The organism is Paenibacillus sp. FSL R5-0912 (assembly GCF_000758605.1).
GTDB lineage: Bacteria > Bacillota > Bacilli > Paenibacillales > Paenibacillaceae > Paenibacillus_AQ.
On sequence record NZ_CP009282.1, the window covers coordinates 2,915,431 to 2,929,085 of the forward strand.

Annotated in this window: 14 protein-coding genes; 8 read left to right on the top strand and 6 right to left on the bottom strand. The window is 53.2% G+C overall.

Annotated features, from left to right (window positions below; translation table 11 throughout):
* Positions 1-28 precede the first annotated feature (28 nt).
* On the top strand, positions 29-1,441 hold the full coding sequence (locus R50912_RS12170) for an FAD-dependent oxidoreductase (RefSeq protein WP_081956474.1): 1,413 nt from the start codon (positions 29-31) through the stop codon (positions 1,439-1,441).
* Positions 1,442-1,704: 263 nt separating this feature from the next.
* Here R50912_RS12170 and R50912_RS12175 read toward each other — a convergent pair whose 3' ends face one another.
* The gene (locus R50912_RS12175; protein WP_042235109.1) at positions 1,705-2,559 is read right to left on the bottom strand and encodes a YihY/virulence factor BrkB family protein; all 855 of its coding nucleotides are present in this window, start codon (positions 2,557-2,559) and stop codon (positions 1,705-1,707) included.
* A 90-nt stretch (positions 2,560-2,649) separates the two neighbouring features.
* The gene (locus tag R50912_RS12180; RefSeq protein ID WP_042235111.1) at positions 2,650-3,840 is read right to left on the bottom strand and encodes an ROK family protein; all 1,191 of its coding nucleotides are present in this window, start codon (positions 3,838-3,840) and stop codon (positions 2,650-2,652) included.
* Between the two features lie 292 nt (positions 3,841-4,132).
* Here R50912_RS12180 and R50912_RS12185 point away from each other — a divergent pair, with 292 nt between their 5' ends.
* Together R50912_RS12185 and R50912_RS12190 are read left to right on the top strand one after the other, a co-directional pair.
* Complete coding sequence (locus R50912_RS12185) at positions 4,133-4,768, top strand: chromate transporter (protein ID WP_042235113.1); 636 nt, start codon at positions 4,133-4,135, stop codon at positions 4,766-4,768.
* 14 nt (positions 4,769-4,782) lie between these two features.
* Positions 4,783-5,316: a chromate transporter gene (locus R50912_RS12190; protein WP_042235115.1), complete on the top strand. Its 534-nt coding sequence runs from the start codon at positions 4,783-4,785 to the stop codon at positions 5,314-5,316.
* Between the two features lie 316 nt (positions 5,317-5,632).
* Here R50912_RS12190 and R50912_RS12195 read toward each other — a convergent pair whose 3' ends face one another.
* Complete coding sequence (locus R50912_RS12195) at positions 5,633-5,962, bottom strand: HIT family protein (RefSeq protein ID WP_042235117.1); 330 nt, start codon at positions 5,960-5,962, stop codon at positions 5,633-5,635.
* Positions 5,963-6,096: 134 nt separating this feature from the next.
* On the opposite strand from R50912_RS12195, the gene R50912_RS12200 reads away from it, so the two are divergent.
* A complete protein-coding gene (locus R50912_RS12200) occupies positions 6,097-7,029 on the top strand; it encodes a hypothetical protein (RefSeq protein WP_052416249.1) in 933 nt (310 codons plus the stop codon).
* Positions 7,030-7,123: 94 nt separating this feature from the next.
* Here R50912_RS12200 and R50912_RS12205 read toward each other — a convergent pair whose 3' ends face one another.
* Positions 7,124-7,984, bottom strand: a complete 861-nt coding sequence (locus tag R50912_RS12205) for an SDR family NAD(P)-dependent oxidoreductase (protein ID WP_042235119.1) — start codon at positions 7,982-7,984, stop codon at positions 7,124-7,126.
* Between the two features lie 159 nt (positions 7,985-8,143).
* Between R50912_RS12205 and R50912_RS12210 the strand changes: the two genes are divergently transcribed.
* From R50912_RS12210 to R50912_RS12220, 3 genes are all read left to right on the top strand, one after another.
* Entirely contained in the window at positions 8,144-8,584 is a 441-nt protein-coding gene (locus R50912_RS12210; RefSeq protein WP_042235121.1) for a MerR family transcriptional regulator, read from the top strand.
* A 408-nt stretch (positions 8,585-8,992) separates the two neighbouring features.
* Positions 8,993-10,087: a glycerol dehydrogenase gene (locus R50912_RS12215; protein ID WP_042235122.1), complete on the top strand. Its 1,095-nt coding sequence runs from the start codon at positions 8,993-8,995 to the stop codon at positions 10,085-10,087.
* A gap of 121 nt (positions 10,088-10,208) precedes the next feature.
* Positions 10,209-11,156, top strand: coding sequence for a divergent polysaccharide deacetylase family protein (locus R50912_RS12220; RefSeq protein WP_231637834.1), 948 nt, complete (start codon positions 10,209-10,211; stop codon positions 11,154-11,156).
* Here the strand turns inward: R50912_RS12220 and R50912_RS12225 are convergent.
* Complete coding sequence (locus R50912_RS12225; RefSeq protein ID WP_231637835.1) at positions 11,143-11,940, bottom strand: N-acetylmuramoyl-L-alanine amidase family protein; 798 nt, start codon at positions 11,938-11,940, stop codon at positions 11,143-11,145. The two genes, R50912_RS12220 and R50912_RS12225, sit on opposite strands and share 14 nt — an antisense overlap.
* Before the next feature lie 198 nt (positions 11,941-12,138).
* On the opposite strand from R50912_RS12225, the gene R50912_RS12230 reads away from it, so the two are divergent.
* Positions 12,139-12,327: a YqzE family protein gene (locus R50912_RS12230; RefSeq protein WP_039308983.1), complete on the top strand. Its 189-nt coding sequence runs from the start codon at positions 12,139-12,141 to the stop codon at positions 12,325-12,327.
* Between the two features lie 118 nt (positions 12,328-12,445).
* Here R50912_RS12230 and R50912_RS12235 read toward each other — a convergent pair whose 3' ends face one another.
* A complete protein-coding gene (locus R50912_RS12235) occupies positions 12,446-13,516 on the bottom strand; it encodes a hypothetical protein (RefSeq protein WP_052416254.1) in 1,071 nt (356 codons plus the stop codon).
* Positions 13,517-13,655 lie beyond the last annotated feature (139 nt).

Below are 13,655 nucleotides of genomic sequence, written 5' to 3' on the forward strand. Positions count from 1 at the left end.
CATAGAAAACTTTTTAGGAGGCAAAAGAATGAACAGCTACAGGATGCGGAGCAGTGAGATTCCGCTGCAGGATTCCTGGGATGTCATCGTTGCAGGCGGCGGGCCGGCGGGTTGTACGGCGGCCGCTGCCGCAGCCCGGGAAGGGGCAAAGACGCTGCTAATCGAAGCAACAGGCAGCCTGGGCGGAATGGGCACATCGGGACTTGTGCCTGCCTGGTGCCCGTTCTCGGATATGAAGACGATCATCTACCGGGGACTGGCGATGAAGGTGTTTGAAGCCTTGAAGGCGCAGATGCCTCATGTAAGCAAAGAGGCGATGGACTGGGTTCCGATCGAGCCCGAGAAGCTCAAGGTCATCTATGATGAGCTGGTATCCGGAGCAGGGGCCGCGGTGCTGTTCAATACGCAGCTGGGTTCCGTGGAGGCGGATGAGGAAGGTAATGTGCTGGCGCTGATCACTGCCAGCAAGAATGGACTGCAGGCGCTGAAGGCTAAGGTCTATATCGACTGCACGGGCGATGCCGATGTAGCAGCCTGGGCGGGAGCAGAATATCTCAAGGGAGATACGGCAACCGGTGAGCTGATGCCTGCCACGCACTGTTTTACCTTGGGCAATGTCGATGAATATGCTTATCTGAACGGTCCGCTACTGCATAACAATAACAAAACCAGCCCAATCTTCGATATTCTGGGCTCCGGCAAATTCCCCTTAATTCCGGACTCGCATATCTGTAATAATGTCATTGCTCCCCGGACGGTGGGCTTCAATGCGGGACATCTATGGGATGTCGATAATACGGATGCCTTCTCCGTATCTGCCGCATTGATGCAGGGAAGGAAGCTGGCTTCCGTCTATAGGGATGCCCTGGCAGAATACATGCCTGCTGCGTTCGGCAGCTCTTATGTAGCCAACACCGGCTCGCTGATGGGTGTGCGGGAGACGCGGAGAATTACGGGAGATTATGTGCTGAGTGTGGATGATTATATCAACCGCCGCAGCTTCGCGGATGAAATCTGCCGCAACAGCTATTTCATTGATATCCATGGGACTGAGAGGGAAGAGAAGCAGGCGGGAGGCAAGCCGGAGGTCATTAAACGTTACGGTCCGGGAGAATCGCACGGCATTCCATACCGCTGCCTGACGCCGCGTTCACTGAAGAATGTGCTGGTCGCGGGACGTTCGATCTCCTGTGTCCGTGAGGTGCAGGGGAGTGTCCGGGTGATGCCGGTCTGTCTGGCGATGGGCGAAGCGGCCGGGATTGCCGCAGCACTCGCCACAGAGCTACCCGATTATGACGTGCATGCGGTGGATGTATCCGTGCTGCGCAGACGCCTGAAGGAAGAGGGGGCTTATCTTCCCGATAATCCCGTAGCCGGCACAGTATTTGGTGATCCGGGTGCGGCGGCAGGAGAAGAGGAAGAACCGGTGAGGTATCACTGAGAGACGAAGCATAATGATGCTTAGCTTATAGTTATTTCCAATTAGGCAATCCCCCGGTCAGCGGGGAATTGCCTGTCTTGTTGTACAGGAATCGTACACCATGAGTAGGGGCTTAAGAGAACGATAGGGCAAATGTATGCGAAAAACCGAATACAATGTGCCGATGACAGGATAGACGAGCTGAATGAGGCTGCATCCCTCTGATCTGATCTCAGCAGATGCAGCCCCAAATTAGTTGCTGTCAAAAAATACTGATAATCTTGTTATTTTACCGTGGCTCCGTCAACTTTACGCTTGAGCAGGATGGCATTAATCTCACCCCCGGCAAGAATAATAATCGAGCTGATATACAGCCAGATGAGCAGGATCATTACGCCACCGAGGCTGCCGTAGGTTTTGGTGAAATCACTGAATTGATTGACGTACACAGAGAAGAGGACCGATGTAGCGATCCAGCCGAAAGTGGAGAAAAGCGCACCTGGCACTACCTCCCGCAGAGCCAGCCTGCGGCTTGGGGCGATCCAGTAGAGCAGTGTGAACACAATGAACATGACCAGCAGCGGCACGGCGTATTGCAGCAGGTCCCATAGCTTCTGTAAACCGTAGGGCAGATCCGTCAACAGGAAGACCTGTGTCTTGAGCCAGGTTCCGAGGACCAGCAGCAGAATGCTGAGCAGCACGACAAAACCGATAGTCAGGGTAGCGAGGAAGGCGATCCCTCTTATTTTCCAGAAGGCCCGGCTCTCATCAATGTCGTAAGCGCGGTTGAGCCCTTTAATGACAGCGTTAACCCCTTTGGAAGCCGCCCATAGCGTTGCAAGCATCCCGAAGGATAATAGCGCCTGACTGCGTCCCTCCGATACATCCTGCAGAATCTCTTCTATAATAGAGACGGCTTCGGCAGGCATCACCTGTTCCAGCTGCTGGATTTTGTCCTCCAGGGAAATATTCGCGTACCCGATCAGGGTCATAATGAAGATCAGAAAGGGAAACAGCGACAGAATCAAATAATAGGTCAGCTGTGCGCTGATCCCCTGGACGTCGTCGGCTTTGATTTTTTGCAGCAGCTGTTTGATGAATGTGAATGTGCCGCCGGAACCGGAAATGCTTCTGCTCATAGGGACCTCCTTTGTGAAATATACCCATATATATGTGCCCCGCGTCAAATTATCCGTAGGTAGAGCAAGCTTGTTCTAATTTTAACACATTCATTCAATATCCCAATCATTTAGCAGCAGGATAGCGGCTCCGGTGGCTACGGCCTCTTCTCTAAGAAGTCCTTGAGTGAAGAACGGACTGTTCACGGGAGAGGGATAAGTGTTCTTCCTGGCGACCTCGACGGAGGTGTCGAACACAAGCGGATGTGCCCTGACGAGCGGGCCGCCCAGAACGACACACTCCGGATGAAGGGTATTCATCAGATTAGCCAGCCCAATCCCCAAGTACGCAGACGATTCCGTGAACTGCTCGGTAACCAGCTTGTCCCCCTGCACGAGAGCTTCGGACAAAGCGGCAAAGGTGATCCGTTCCGGAGAGAGCTCCGTCAGTAAGCTGCTGCGCCCAATCTTTAACTGTGTGCGTACCCGCTCTTCCAGTGCCGGAACAGACACGAATGCTTCGAGGGCACCATAGTTTCCTTTGCCGTGCAGTCTGGGCCCGTTGGTCTGGATAATCATCTGACCCAGTGCGCCCTCTGCGCCTGAGGCTCCCCGAACGATATGGCCGCCGGAGAGCATCGCGAAGCGGATGGTTGTTCCGGCATGCACATACAGGATGTGTTGGTAATGGTTAGCCTTCAGAGCCCAATGCTCACCGATGAGGGCACAGTTTGCACCATTGTCAAGCTTGACCGGTATTGCGAGCCGCTCCTCCAGCATTTCGCAGATGGGGACGTTTGACCAGGAGTCGGCTGGGAAATGCTCCGGCTCCAGAATGATCCCTCGTTCCGGGTTCAATGGACCGACAGCACCGATTCCCATGCCCAGAACGCTGCCGGGCGATATCCCGTGCCCCGAGAGAAGTATCCGGGCGCTGTCTGCAACATGATCCGCGAGAAGTGAAGGTGTCATGCTATCGTCCATTTCCCAGCTGGTCATAGAGAGCCTGTTGAAATGCATGTCATACAGGCCAAGCGAAGAATGAATGCGGGAAATCTCCAGCCCGAACAGATACCGGTATGCCGGGTTACACTGGAACAGGATGGGCTTTCTTCCGCCTTTGGAGGTTCCCAGCCCGGAGGCAATAATTAGCCCCTGGGATGACATCTCATCAAGCAGACGTGTCATACTGCTGCTGGTCAGGGCAAACGCATTCAATAAATCCGCTTTGGAGGCAGTTCCTAGATAGGATATCCGGTCATAGACGCGTTTTTTTATAGAAGCATTAGGATGGGGCATCATCAGCTGCTTATCTCCATTTCCAAGTTAATTAGTGGGAATACATAAAGTATAACGAGCTATTGAGATCATTGCCAGTTAAATTCATATCCTGCTATTTTAATAGGAATACCGAAGATAATTCCAAAATGGATTTTTTTATTTTCAGACCAGGCGCATTCATGCTCTGATTATGGGATATTAACGGAGTATTTACAAATAAATAGAGGACTTTAATCCAAAATGAAATTAATTATGTTAAAATACAAAAGACATCTCTCGGGAGAGCAGAAAGAGTATATAAGGGTGAACTGGGATGAAGCAAAGGGTAAGCAGAAAGATGAAGCTACTTTGGAGTATTTTTTTTGTGTTTTTCAAAATTGGACCCTCCACCTTTGGAGGCGGGTATGCAATGATTGCGACCATTGAAGAAGAGATTGTACGAAAAAAGGGTTGGATGAACGAAGAGGAAATGGGTGACATGATATCCGTATCCGGTTCTGCTCCTGGAGGGGTGGCCGTGAATAGCGCAGCGTTTATCGGCTATCGTCTTGGTGGAGTAACGGGAGCTGTGGCCGCTGTCATTGCAATAACACTGCCTACCTTCCTGATCGTTTTTATTCTCAGCGGACTCAGGCTTATATTTAAAGACAATGTCAAGGTAGAAGCCGCATTAAAAGGCATTCATGCCGCAGTCGTTGCCTTGATCATAGTCGCAGCCGGAAAGATGTGGAAGGCTTCTGTTCTCGACGCGGTGACGCTTGTACTTGCGGCTGTCTCACTGGCGTTACTATTGTTCACACAGATACATCCTTTTTATCTGATTCTGGGCGGGCTGACAGCGGGAGTCCTTGTCGTTCTGTATAAGAAGAAACGGGGGATGAGCGTGGTTACGGAAAAGGCGAGAACGGAAGAACGCCGGGACCTGCAGTTTCCGGAATACTATATTTGAAGGGTGATTATCGGATGCTGTGGGAGCTGTTGCTGATTTTTATTAGAGTGGGATTAGTTTCATTTGGCGGCGGTTATGCGGTTATTACACTGATTCAGCGGGAGGTATCCGACAAAGGATGGATGGACAGCGGCGCTTTTCAGGAAATTGTTGCTTTGGCCGGAATGGCTCCGGGGTCCATCGCGACCAATACCGCAACCCTGATCGGATACTCCCAAGCGGGGATGGGGGGAGCGATAGCGGCAACGGCTGGCATTATTCTGCCGTCGCTTATTATCGTCATTTGCATCGCTGTCTTCTTTTTGAAGCTGCAGAGCAATGAATGGGTCAGAGCTTCATTTTACGGACTGCGGCCGATCGTGACCGGCTTAATTCTGTATGCGGCAGTTCATTTCGGATTTAGCGGACAAAGCGGGTCCTGGTTAACCTGGACCATGGCCGGCTCGCTGCTGATTTGTGCCGGATGCCTCATTCTTGTTGCCAAATATAAGGTGCATCCGTTTGCGGTGATCCTCCTGTCGGCGGTAGCTGGAATTGTTATTTTTTAGGTAAATACAGGTTGACGCCAACAAAAAAAAGCGCGTTCACTCGCCAGCGGCAGCCCAAAGCCACCGCCCGCTTCGCAGCCGCTGTGGGGAGCTGGGTGAACATCCGGTGAAGAAATAAGCGGTCTGCATTCTTGCCATCTTCATAGACTGGCAGCATCTGGAGAAGCTAACGGACCGGGTGGCGCTTATATCCCAAAAAAGCAACGTTTCGCCGGGCTAACGGACTCCGTTCACTAAGCTGAATGAGCCAGATTAGAAGGATAAGCGCTGTAGGGTCCGTAGTGGCTGAGAGAATACATATATCAGCAAATAGTACTTATCTTAGCGGCTCACCATAGCAGATATGCCAGTGCAGATGCTTCGAATCCTGGTATTTACCAAGGTTCGTGTTCACCCGGCATGCCCCATATTCTTCGGTTACCTGGGCAGCAACCTGCTTAATCACTCCCATAAGCTCAAGCAGCAGTTCGTTATCTCCCTCGTTAAGGGTTAATAGAGAGGAGATATGCCGCTTAGGGATAGCCACAATGTGGACAGGATAAAAGGGTCTGGTGTGATGGTAGGCTAGAATATTGTCCGTTTCGATTACCTTCCGTACTTCTATTTTGCCGCTCAATACTTCTTCACAGTAGAAATCTTCAGTCATGTACATCCTCCTTAGCAATGGGTATTCTCTTGTATTTTAATGGAAAACTTCTAATATAGTAAGAAAGAGTACTAAGCTGTTGGTGAGAGCCCGGTGGTTAAGGGATATTACATGGAGCCAAAAGGAGAATGTACATGAAGCTGCTGCTGGAGGATTACGAGGTCATCAGGCACTGGATCTCCCGCAATGCCCGTCCGCTGGACCTGGCGAGGTGGAGATTTCACTTTGAAAATGGCGGATTACCGCCCGTGCTGGAAGCTTTGTCGGCGTATCAGAATAAGGATGGCGGCTTCGGCCATGCCCTGGAGGCGGATGCGTGGAATCCGAATTCCACCCCGATCCAAACGGCGACCGCTGTAGAGAGATTGCTGGAACTGGGATTCGAAGATGGCCGACATCCGCTGGTGCAGGGTATTCTGAGGTACCTGGACAGCGGTGCGGACATGGAAGACCGGACCTGGAGGAATGTGGTAGCCTCTAACAATGATTACCCGCATGCTCCTTGGTGGCACACGGATTCGAACAGTACCGCACGCAGTATCTATAATCCGACAGCCATATTGTCCGGGTTCATCCTGAAGTATGCTGACAGGGACAGTGCACTGTATGAACGGGGTATGGGCATCGCCCGTGAATTGACTGATTTATTCCTGCAAGATCCCGCACTTGAGATGCATCCGCTGAGATGCGTTGCCACGCTGCTGGATTGTATAGCCTGGGCAGAGCTGCAGGAGCATTTCCCCTACGTTTCCTTGAAGGAAGCGGTCAAGGTGCAGAGCACTCAGCTCATTAGCCGCGATGAGGGGCAATGGAACGGGTACAGCTGCAGACCGTCCTTTTTCCTCAAGTCGCCGCAAAGTCCGGGTTATGCAGAGCTTGCCGGGCTGATGCACCAGGAGCTGGATCATCTGCTGGAGACCCGGAATTCAGAAGGTGTCTGGAACCTGACCTGGACCTGGGCTGGTTATGAGCGGGAGTTTGCCATCAGCGAGAACTGGTGGAAGGCACATATTGTTATTGAGAATATGCTGCTGCTGCGGGAGTTTGGACGGATAGCAGAGCTTTAGCATAAATTAATATTGCCTGATAAATGCCCGCACAATCAAGCCCAAGCTATCCTATCAGATGCTTGGGCTTTGGTATGTGCAGCATTGCCTATAATCAGGAACCGCTGCCGGCCGTGTGGAACTCCTGCTGATAAATGGTCTGGACGGTCTTCAGAATAGTGCTGCTGTGCTCTGTGAATTTAAGCGGGGTCACCTGATTCTTGATCAGGAACACACCGGGCTTGCGGCTGTGCTCGCCGAGTGCGGCCTGATATAACAAGCCTGCTCCATGAGTGGGTTCCGGGAAGAACATGCGGATAACCGGTCTCAGCCAAAAAGGAATTCCGGATTTCTTGCCCCCGCGAATCGTATTGTTGCCGCCGGGATCGGCACTGCGGATTAGGATGCCTTCCGCCGCAAGCGCCGGGGCGATCTCACTGGTCCACAAGGACAGGGCGAGCTTGGTGTCCGCATAAGGCCCGGTTAGCTTCTGGAACTTGACAGGATGCTCCAGGGCGGCCGGATCGAATTTGCGCTTCATCATAAAAGCGTTGGAAGAGGTATTAATCACTGTGCGCAGTGTGCCGTTCAGGATCAGCGGCTTCAGCTCCATCGTGAGGATATACGGAACAACCGTCTGCAGCTCATAGTGCAGCTCACGTCCCTGCTTGGAGAAGCTTAACTCCGGGAAGCTGCCGCCGGCATTATTGAACAGCAGATCAATCTTCGTTTCATGGCTTGTAATATCCTGCAAGGCACGCTTCAACTGGGCGAAATCAGAGAGGTCCGCCTTGTACGTCCGCAGCTGTCTGCTGCTGAGCGCCTCACGTATAAGGAAATCGTCCTCTGGAAAAGCTGAACGGATGAGTGCGATAATCTCCCAGCCTTCGCCCAGCATTCGGCGGGTCAAGGCGAGTCCGATTCCATTATTCGCGCCGGTGATCAGCGCAGTGCGTTGTGGTTGTTGTATAGTCATAATAAGGGCTCCTTTGGAAATGTAATGGTGAATGGTGCCCATTGTATAACTTGGAGCCGACTCCAAGTCAAGGCCGGAAATTAACGATTGACTTGGAGCTGACTCCAAGTTATACAATAGAATGAACTGAAGACCATACAATTCAAATGAGGTGGGCCTATGAGTCTGACAGATGCTATTATCATTCATGGATATTCTATCAAAGAAACAGCGGAGCGGACCGGGATCCCGGAAGATACCATCCGGTATTACGAGAAGATCGGACTGCTGCCCCGGGCGCAGCGCAAGGGAAACAGCCACCGCATCTACAGTGATCAGGATCTGGAGATGATGAAGCTGATCAGTTGCCTCAAGAAGACGGGAATGTCGCTGGACGACATGCGGCCATATCTCAACCTGTCTCTTGATTCAGACCTGTCCGAATATCCGGAGCTGCATGAGATGATCCTGAATCATAAACAGAAGATCCTGGAGCAGATCGCTTCGCTGCAGCAGATTGTGGATTTTATTGACACTAAGATTGAGCATGGCAATCTTGGACCGCAGAAATGTGAGCTGACCGGCGATACCCGCAAAATGCCTGAACGCCGCAAACGCTGACCCAATTCCCGCACAGCCTCATTCCAAATCACTTTGGAGTGGGGCTTTTTGCTAATATAATAATTGAGCCCGAATGTATCTGTTTCACATGATAACTTATCCCATTTCTCGCTGAAGCACCGGAGGAACAGCATGGGCAAAAGTTTGACTGCATCGGAGGTGGGAAATAGTTGGATTTTCTACACTTGCTCATGACCGGAAGAGCCCTTCCCAGACAACAGTTGGATAACCGGCACTTAATATGCGGCAAATCGTTCAGCGTAGAGGGGGTGCGGCCCCTGTGACCGCATTTTATGTAACTACTATTTATGCTAACTATTATTAACATCAGGATTAGCGAAGTTTGGTCATTGCCGGATCCCAGATTCTTCCTTAGAATGAAAAGAATTAGAGCAGGAGGTATTCATCATGTCACAGATCATCTATTCACCGTCAAAATATATTCAGGGCAGCGGGGAGATTATGAGGCTGGGGGTGTATTGCCTGCAGATGGGGGCGAGAGGAGCCTATGCCATTGTAGATCCCTATATTCTCTCCTTGTACGGGCAAGAGATCAGCAAGGGCTTCGCGTCGGAGCAGATTCCGCTGCTGCTGCGTGAATTCAAGGGCGAGTGCAGTCTTACACAGGTGGACCAGATTGTGGAAGAGCTGGGTAGCGGCGGTGCGGATGTCATTGTGGGCATTGGCGGGGGCAAGACACTGGATACGGCAAAAGCCGTCAGTCATTTCGCCGGGCTCCCGGTGATGCTTGTGCCGACCGTAGCGTCAACAGACGCGCCTTGCAGCGCCCTGTCGGTCCTCTACAGCGAATCGGGCGAATTCGACCGGTATCTGCCGCTGCGCCGCAATCCGGATATCGTGGTCGCAGATGTGGCGATTATCGCCAAAGCCCCTGTAAGATTGCTTGCAGCGGGCATGGGGGATGCCTTGTCGACGTATTACGAAGCAAGAGCCTGCAGCAGATCCGGAGCAGTTACCAGCACCGGAGGTACAAGCACTCTGGCGGCCCTGGCTTTGGCCCGTACATGTCTGGATACGCTGCTCGCCGACGGTGCGCAGGCGCTGCAGGATGCCGCTGACGGACGCGTCACTGCCGCAGTTGAACATATTGTCGAAGCCAATATATATCTCAGCGGCATCGGCTTTGAGAGCGGCGGACTGGCAGCGGCCCATGCCATTCATAACGGCCTGACGCTGCTTAAGGAATGCCGGACCGTGCTTCACGGGGAGAAAGTGGCGTTCACCACACTGGTACAGCTGATCCTTGAAGGAGCAGCGGAAGCCGAGATCAGCGGGGCGGTGGATTTCTGCCGGGGGGCAGGTCTGCCTATAACGCTGGCTCAGCTGGGGTTAGCGGATGTTGCACAGGACCGGCTGCTCTATGCCGCCGAGGCCAGCTGCAGTGAGGGCAGTCCAATGGCCAATATGCCTTTTGCGGTGACACCGCAGCAGGTGCTGGCTGCGATTCTTGAAGCCAACCGCCGCGGAGCACAGGTTTCTTAAAGGATGTTTAGTGGGGTTATTTTTGGTCTTGTTAATTATTGCGTAAGTTCAGCGTACATATTTATCCTCCGTGAGCCAAACAATGAGAACAATGGTTGAATCACGAAGGAGGTGTTTCAGTTTGGAGAAAAGCAATCATAGAGTAAAGCACATCATTCTCTATCCTTTGGCCGCCGTAGTTGTTCTGATAACCACGCTGATTTCTTCAGCGCCTCAGCCGGTATCTGCCGCACAGCTGGCTGTTGGGCACTCTGCCCGTAACATTGAAGCTGCAGTTTCCGCGCTCCGTCCGGTAACCGGTGCGAATGCAGGCAGCAGCGGAAACAGCGGTTCAGTTAACCAGCAAGTGGAGAATAAGAAGTTGCCTAACCGTGTGGCCATCATTGTCGATGATTTCGGCAACAACATGCGGGGCACGGAGGAGATGTTCAAGCTGCCGGTCAAGATTACCGTTGCAGTGATGCCATTCCTGCCCTCCAGCGAGCAGGATGCACGCCGTGCGCATGAGCTTGGCTTCGATGTATTGGTTCACCTGCCGATGGAGCCGCGTCAGGGCAAGCCGGAATGGCTTGGACCGGGTGCGGTGCTCACCCGGATGAGTGATGCAGAAGTCCGCCAGCGGGTGGAGGCAGCGCTTGATAATGTTCCTTATGCAATTGGCATTAACAACCATATGGGCTCCAAGGTGACCGGTGACGAGCGGGTGATGGGGATTGTGCTCGCGGTCTGCAAGGAGCGCGGCCTTTTCTTCGTAGATAGCCATACCAATTATCGCTCAGTTGCCGGTAAAATGGCCCGGGAGCTGGGACTCCCGCCAGTGGAGAACCACATTTTCCTGGACGACGTGCATTCTGCCGGCCATGTGGTTAAGCAGATGAAGCTGGTCCAGGAGCGGGCCATGAGCCAGAGATACTGCGTGACTATTGGCCATGTCGGCATTCAAGGCAAAGAAACCGCAGCGGGCATCCGCAGCGGCATTGCCGGAATGAAGGACAGTGTTGAGTTTATAGGAATCTCCGAGCTTGTCCGGGAAGAATGGAAATGGAATTCGCAGGTCACACTTCCATAAGGTACGCCGCAATTCCGTTGGCAACCGCCTCGGCAATCTCTTCCTGCCCTTTCGGGCTGCACAGCTTCTCGCGGTCCGCCGGACTGCTTACAAATCCCGCCTCGACGATAACCGTTGTGGCGGTTATTTTGTTGAGCAGGTAGAAGGGTTTGCCTTGTCTGGGATCATTCTTCATTCCATACAGCCCGTTCAGCTGATCCTGAATCATTCTGGCCAGCAGGAAGCTGCGTCCTTCCTGGCGGTACAACACAAGCGGACCATGCTTGGAGGGTGACTTTGCCCAATTGATATGAATGCTGACCACGACATTCGCAGGCAGCGTTTCGGCCAGTTCCTTGCGCTGGGCCAGATCACGCAGGTGCCGGGATTTGCTGCGCAGCCAGAGATTCTCATCGCTCGGCGCATAATCGCCGGTCCGGTTCAGTATGGCATCGAAGCCGTCACTGCGCAGCAGGAGAAACAGCCGGCGTGAGATCGCCAGGGTAATATCCTTCTCCAGGATGGTGCCGTGTGAGGTTCCGCCGTCAATCCCTCCGTGTCCGGCATCAATCAGAATGATCCGCTGGTCATGACCGAGCATATGCTGGCGGTCTGACGTGTTGTCGGTTAAGTGGTCTACCCCCGGTGTGGCGGCCTGGAGAGTCCCTGCATTTCCCGCTGTAAGCAGAAGCAGCACTCCAACTGATGCCAGTATCCTCCGCAGTCTTGGCCCGGGGCGGAAATGACTCCTTGATTGGCTTGCCTGTCCTGCAGTATGTTCTTGTGAAAGTTCCGAAATTCTCAAGTGAATAACCTCCCTGCCGGAATCATCATTGGTATCTTAGGTGTGGAATCTCTGTTAGATTGTGCCTTAACAGCCAAACCTATACGAAGCTCAGCAGTCCGGTTTAGAGAGCAGGGATTTGGAGCACACTATAACCATGGAGAAAAGGGCAGGGCAGCAGGCGGCGACCCGCCAGCTGCCTGCATGGGAGGGATAGTAATGGCAACCAGCGGAGATGATCTGGTGAAATACATTACGGAGAAAGTAGTCATATATATGGAGGACCCGCGCGCCGTACATGCAAGGCGGAAGGCAGAGAAGCAGCCCTGGGCCGAGAAATGGTTCGGCACGCTGCCGCTCGCCTGGTCCGTCTGGCGAAGCAAATGGAGCCGCAAGGATCCGGAGTAGCCAGCCAAGCAGCATCGCAGCTCACCCGAATTCCGAAACAGCCTTCCCTTAAAGCCGCTTGACACGGCTGACTGGAAGGCTGTTTGGCATGTACAGCTGTACATAGGATCATCGCTGATTAATGCGGCGCCGCGCCGAGCGTCGTTCCCCCTGACAGCGGCAGCGGAGGCTTGTGGAAGGTTCCGTACTTCTGGAGGGCTGTGAGCGGAAGGTACCGCTTCGCCCCTGGACCGGCAGCGGCGTATATAACTGCCGGTTCAGCACCCGCATTACTTCCCGCAGAGGCCGGAAGCCAGCTCTGGCAGCCTGTAATCATGAACGGAGCACCCAAGGCATCGTTGCGTCCTGTCGACTGGAAGGCAAGGCTGCCGCGGCTTGTCAGCAGAGTCTTTAAGCTGACTTCGCTGATGCTCTTCAGCTCAGGAGCAGTAAGCCACAGTAAGTCTGCATATGGGTCATCCTGCCCGCCGCTGAGCAGAGCGGGCAGAGGAGTGCGGACTTGTTGTCCAGACCCGGTGTAGACCACCAGGGCTTTGGCATCAAGCTGACTGTCCAGAATACGGTTCGCCTGGCTAAGGCTCCAAGGCAGTACCTGCAGTACTGAGGCATTGAGATACAGCGTCTTGTCCGCAAGCGTGAGCTTCCAGACCGGCAGCAGCGGAGCGTACAGCGCCGATAGTTCTATTTTACCGGAATAAGAGGAGGTAATCAGTCCTTCCTGCACCAGATACTGGCGCAGATCACTCATACTATAAGGGAGGCCATAGGTACCGGCCCCGTATTCACTTAGCAGATATTTGCCCCCATCCGCAGCAGAAATAATGAGGTATCCGATCCGCTGCTCCCCGTTCATCACATTGACCAGCCAGCTGCGTGTCCCCGGGCCCAGAGGGTAAACCTCAGTTCCGGCATTCTTCCATTCCGTAAACGGAGCATCCGTCGACAATTGGCTAATTGTGAGACGGGTGAAATCCTGCAAGGTTCCAGATGCGGGCGATTGTGTCATAACAAGTCCGGGCAGCATCTCCTGAAGGACGGCTTGTGTGACAGTGGCCCGGCTGCTGCCTATTGACGCGAGCGCCGGAGGCGGGGAGGCGCTGGCAGCGAACAGTGTCAGCCCGAGAGTCAGACAGAGGAGCAGGCGGGTACGCCGCCCGAGCGGCCCCTTCTGCTTCGCTTTGATTTTCATGTTATCGTTCACCTTTCCTGTTCCAAAGGTTAATCGCAAGAATTACCGGGTCCGGCAAGCCGGAGCCCGGCAGGTTCTGCTCCATACTTTTAATTGTAGGGGACATGCCCTGAAAAGGCTGTTGCTTACTGTCGCGGCA

Coding starts and splice junctions, on each gene's coding strand:
- R50912_RS12175 (WP_042235109.1), bottom strand. CDS start 2,559: ATGAGCAGAAGCATTTCCGGTTCCGGCGGCACATTCACATTCATCAAA.
- R50912_RS12210 (WP_042235121.1), top strand. CDS start 8,144: ATGAGTCTGACAGATGCTATTATCATTCATGGATATTCTATCAAAGAA.
- R50912_RS12190 (WP_042235115.1), top strand. CDS start 4,783: ATGCTGTGGGAGCTGTTGCTGATTTTTATTAGAGTGGGATTAGTTTCA.
- R50912_RS12200 (WP_052416249.1), top strand. CDS start 6,097: ATGAAGCTGCTGCTGGAGGATTACGAGGTCATCAGGCACTGGATCTCC.
- R50912_RS12205 (WP_042235119.1), bottom strand. CDS start 7,984: ATGACTATACAACAACCACAACGCACTGCGCTGATCACCGGCGCGAAT.
- R50912_RS12215 (WP_042235122.1), top strand. CDS start 8,993: ATGTCACAGATCATCTATTCACCGTCAAAATATATTCAGGGCAGCGGG.
- R50912_RS12170 (WP_081956474.1), top strand. CDS start 29: ATGAACAGCTACAGGATGCGGAGCAGTGAGATTCCGCTGCAGGATTCC.
- R50912_RS12235 (WP_052416254.1), bottom strand. CDS start 13,516: ATGAAAATCAAAGCGAAGCAGAAGGGGCCGCTCGGGCGGCGTACCCGC.
- R50912_RS12195 (WP_042235117.1), bottom strand. CDS start 5,962: ATGACTGAAGATTTCTACTGTGAAGAAGTATTGAGCGGCAAAATAGAA.
- R50912_RS12230 (WP_039308983.1), top strand. CDS start 12,139: ATGGCAACCAGCGGAGATGATCTGGTGAAATACATTACGGAGAAAGTA.
- R50912_RS12180 (WP_042235111.1), bottom strand. CDS start 3,840: ATGATGCCCCATCCTAATGCTTCTATAAAAAAACGCGTCTATGACCGG.
- R50912_RS12185 (WP_042235113.1), top strand. CDS start 4,133: ATGAAGCAAAGGGTAAGCAGAAAGATGAAGCTACTTTGGAGTATTTTT.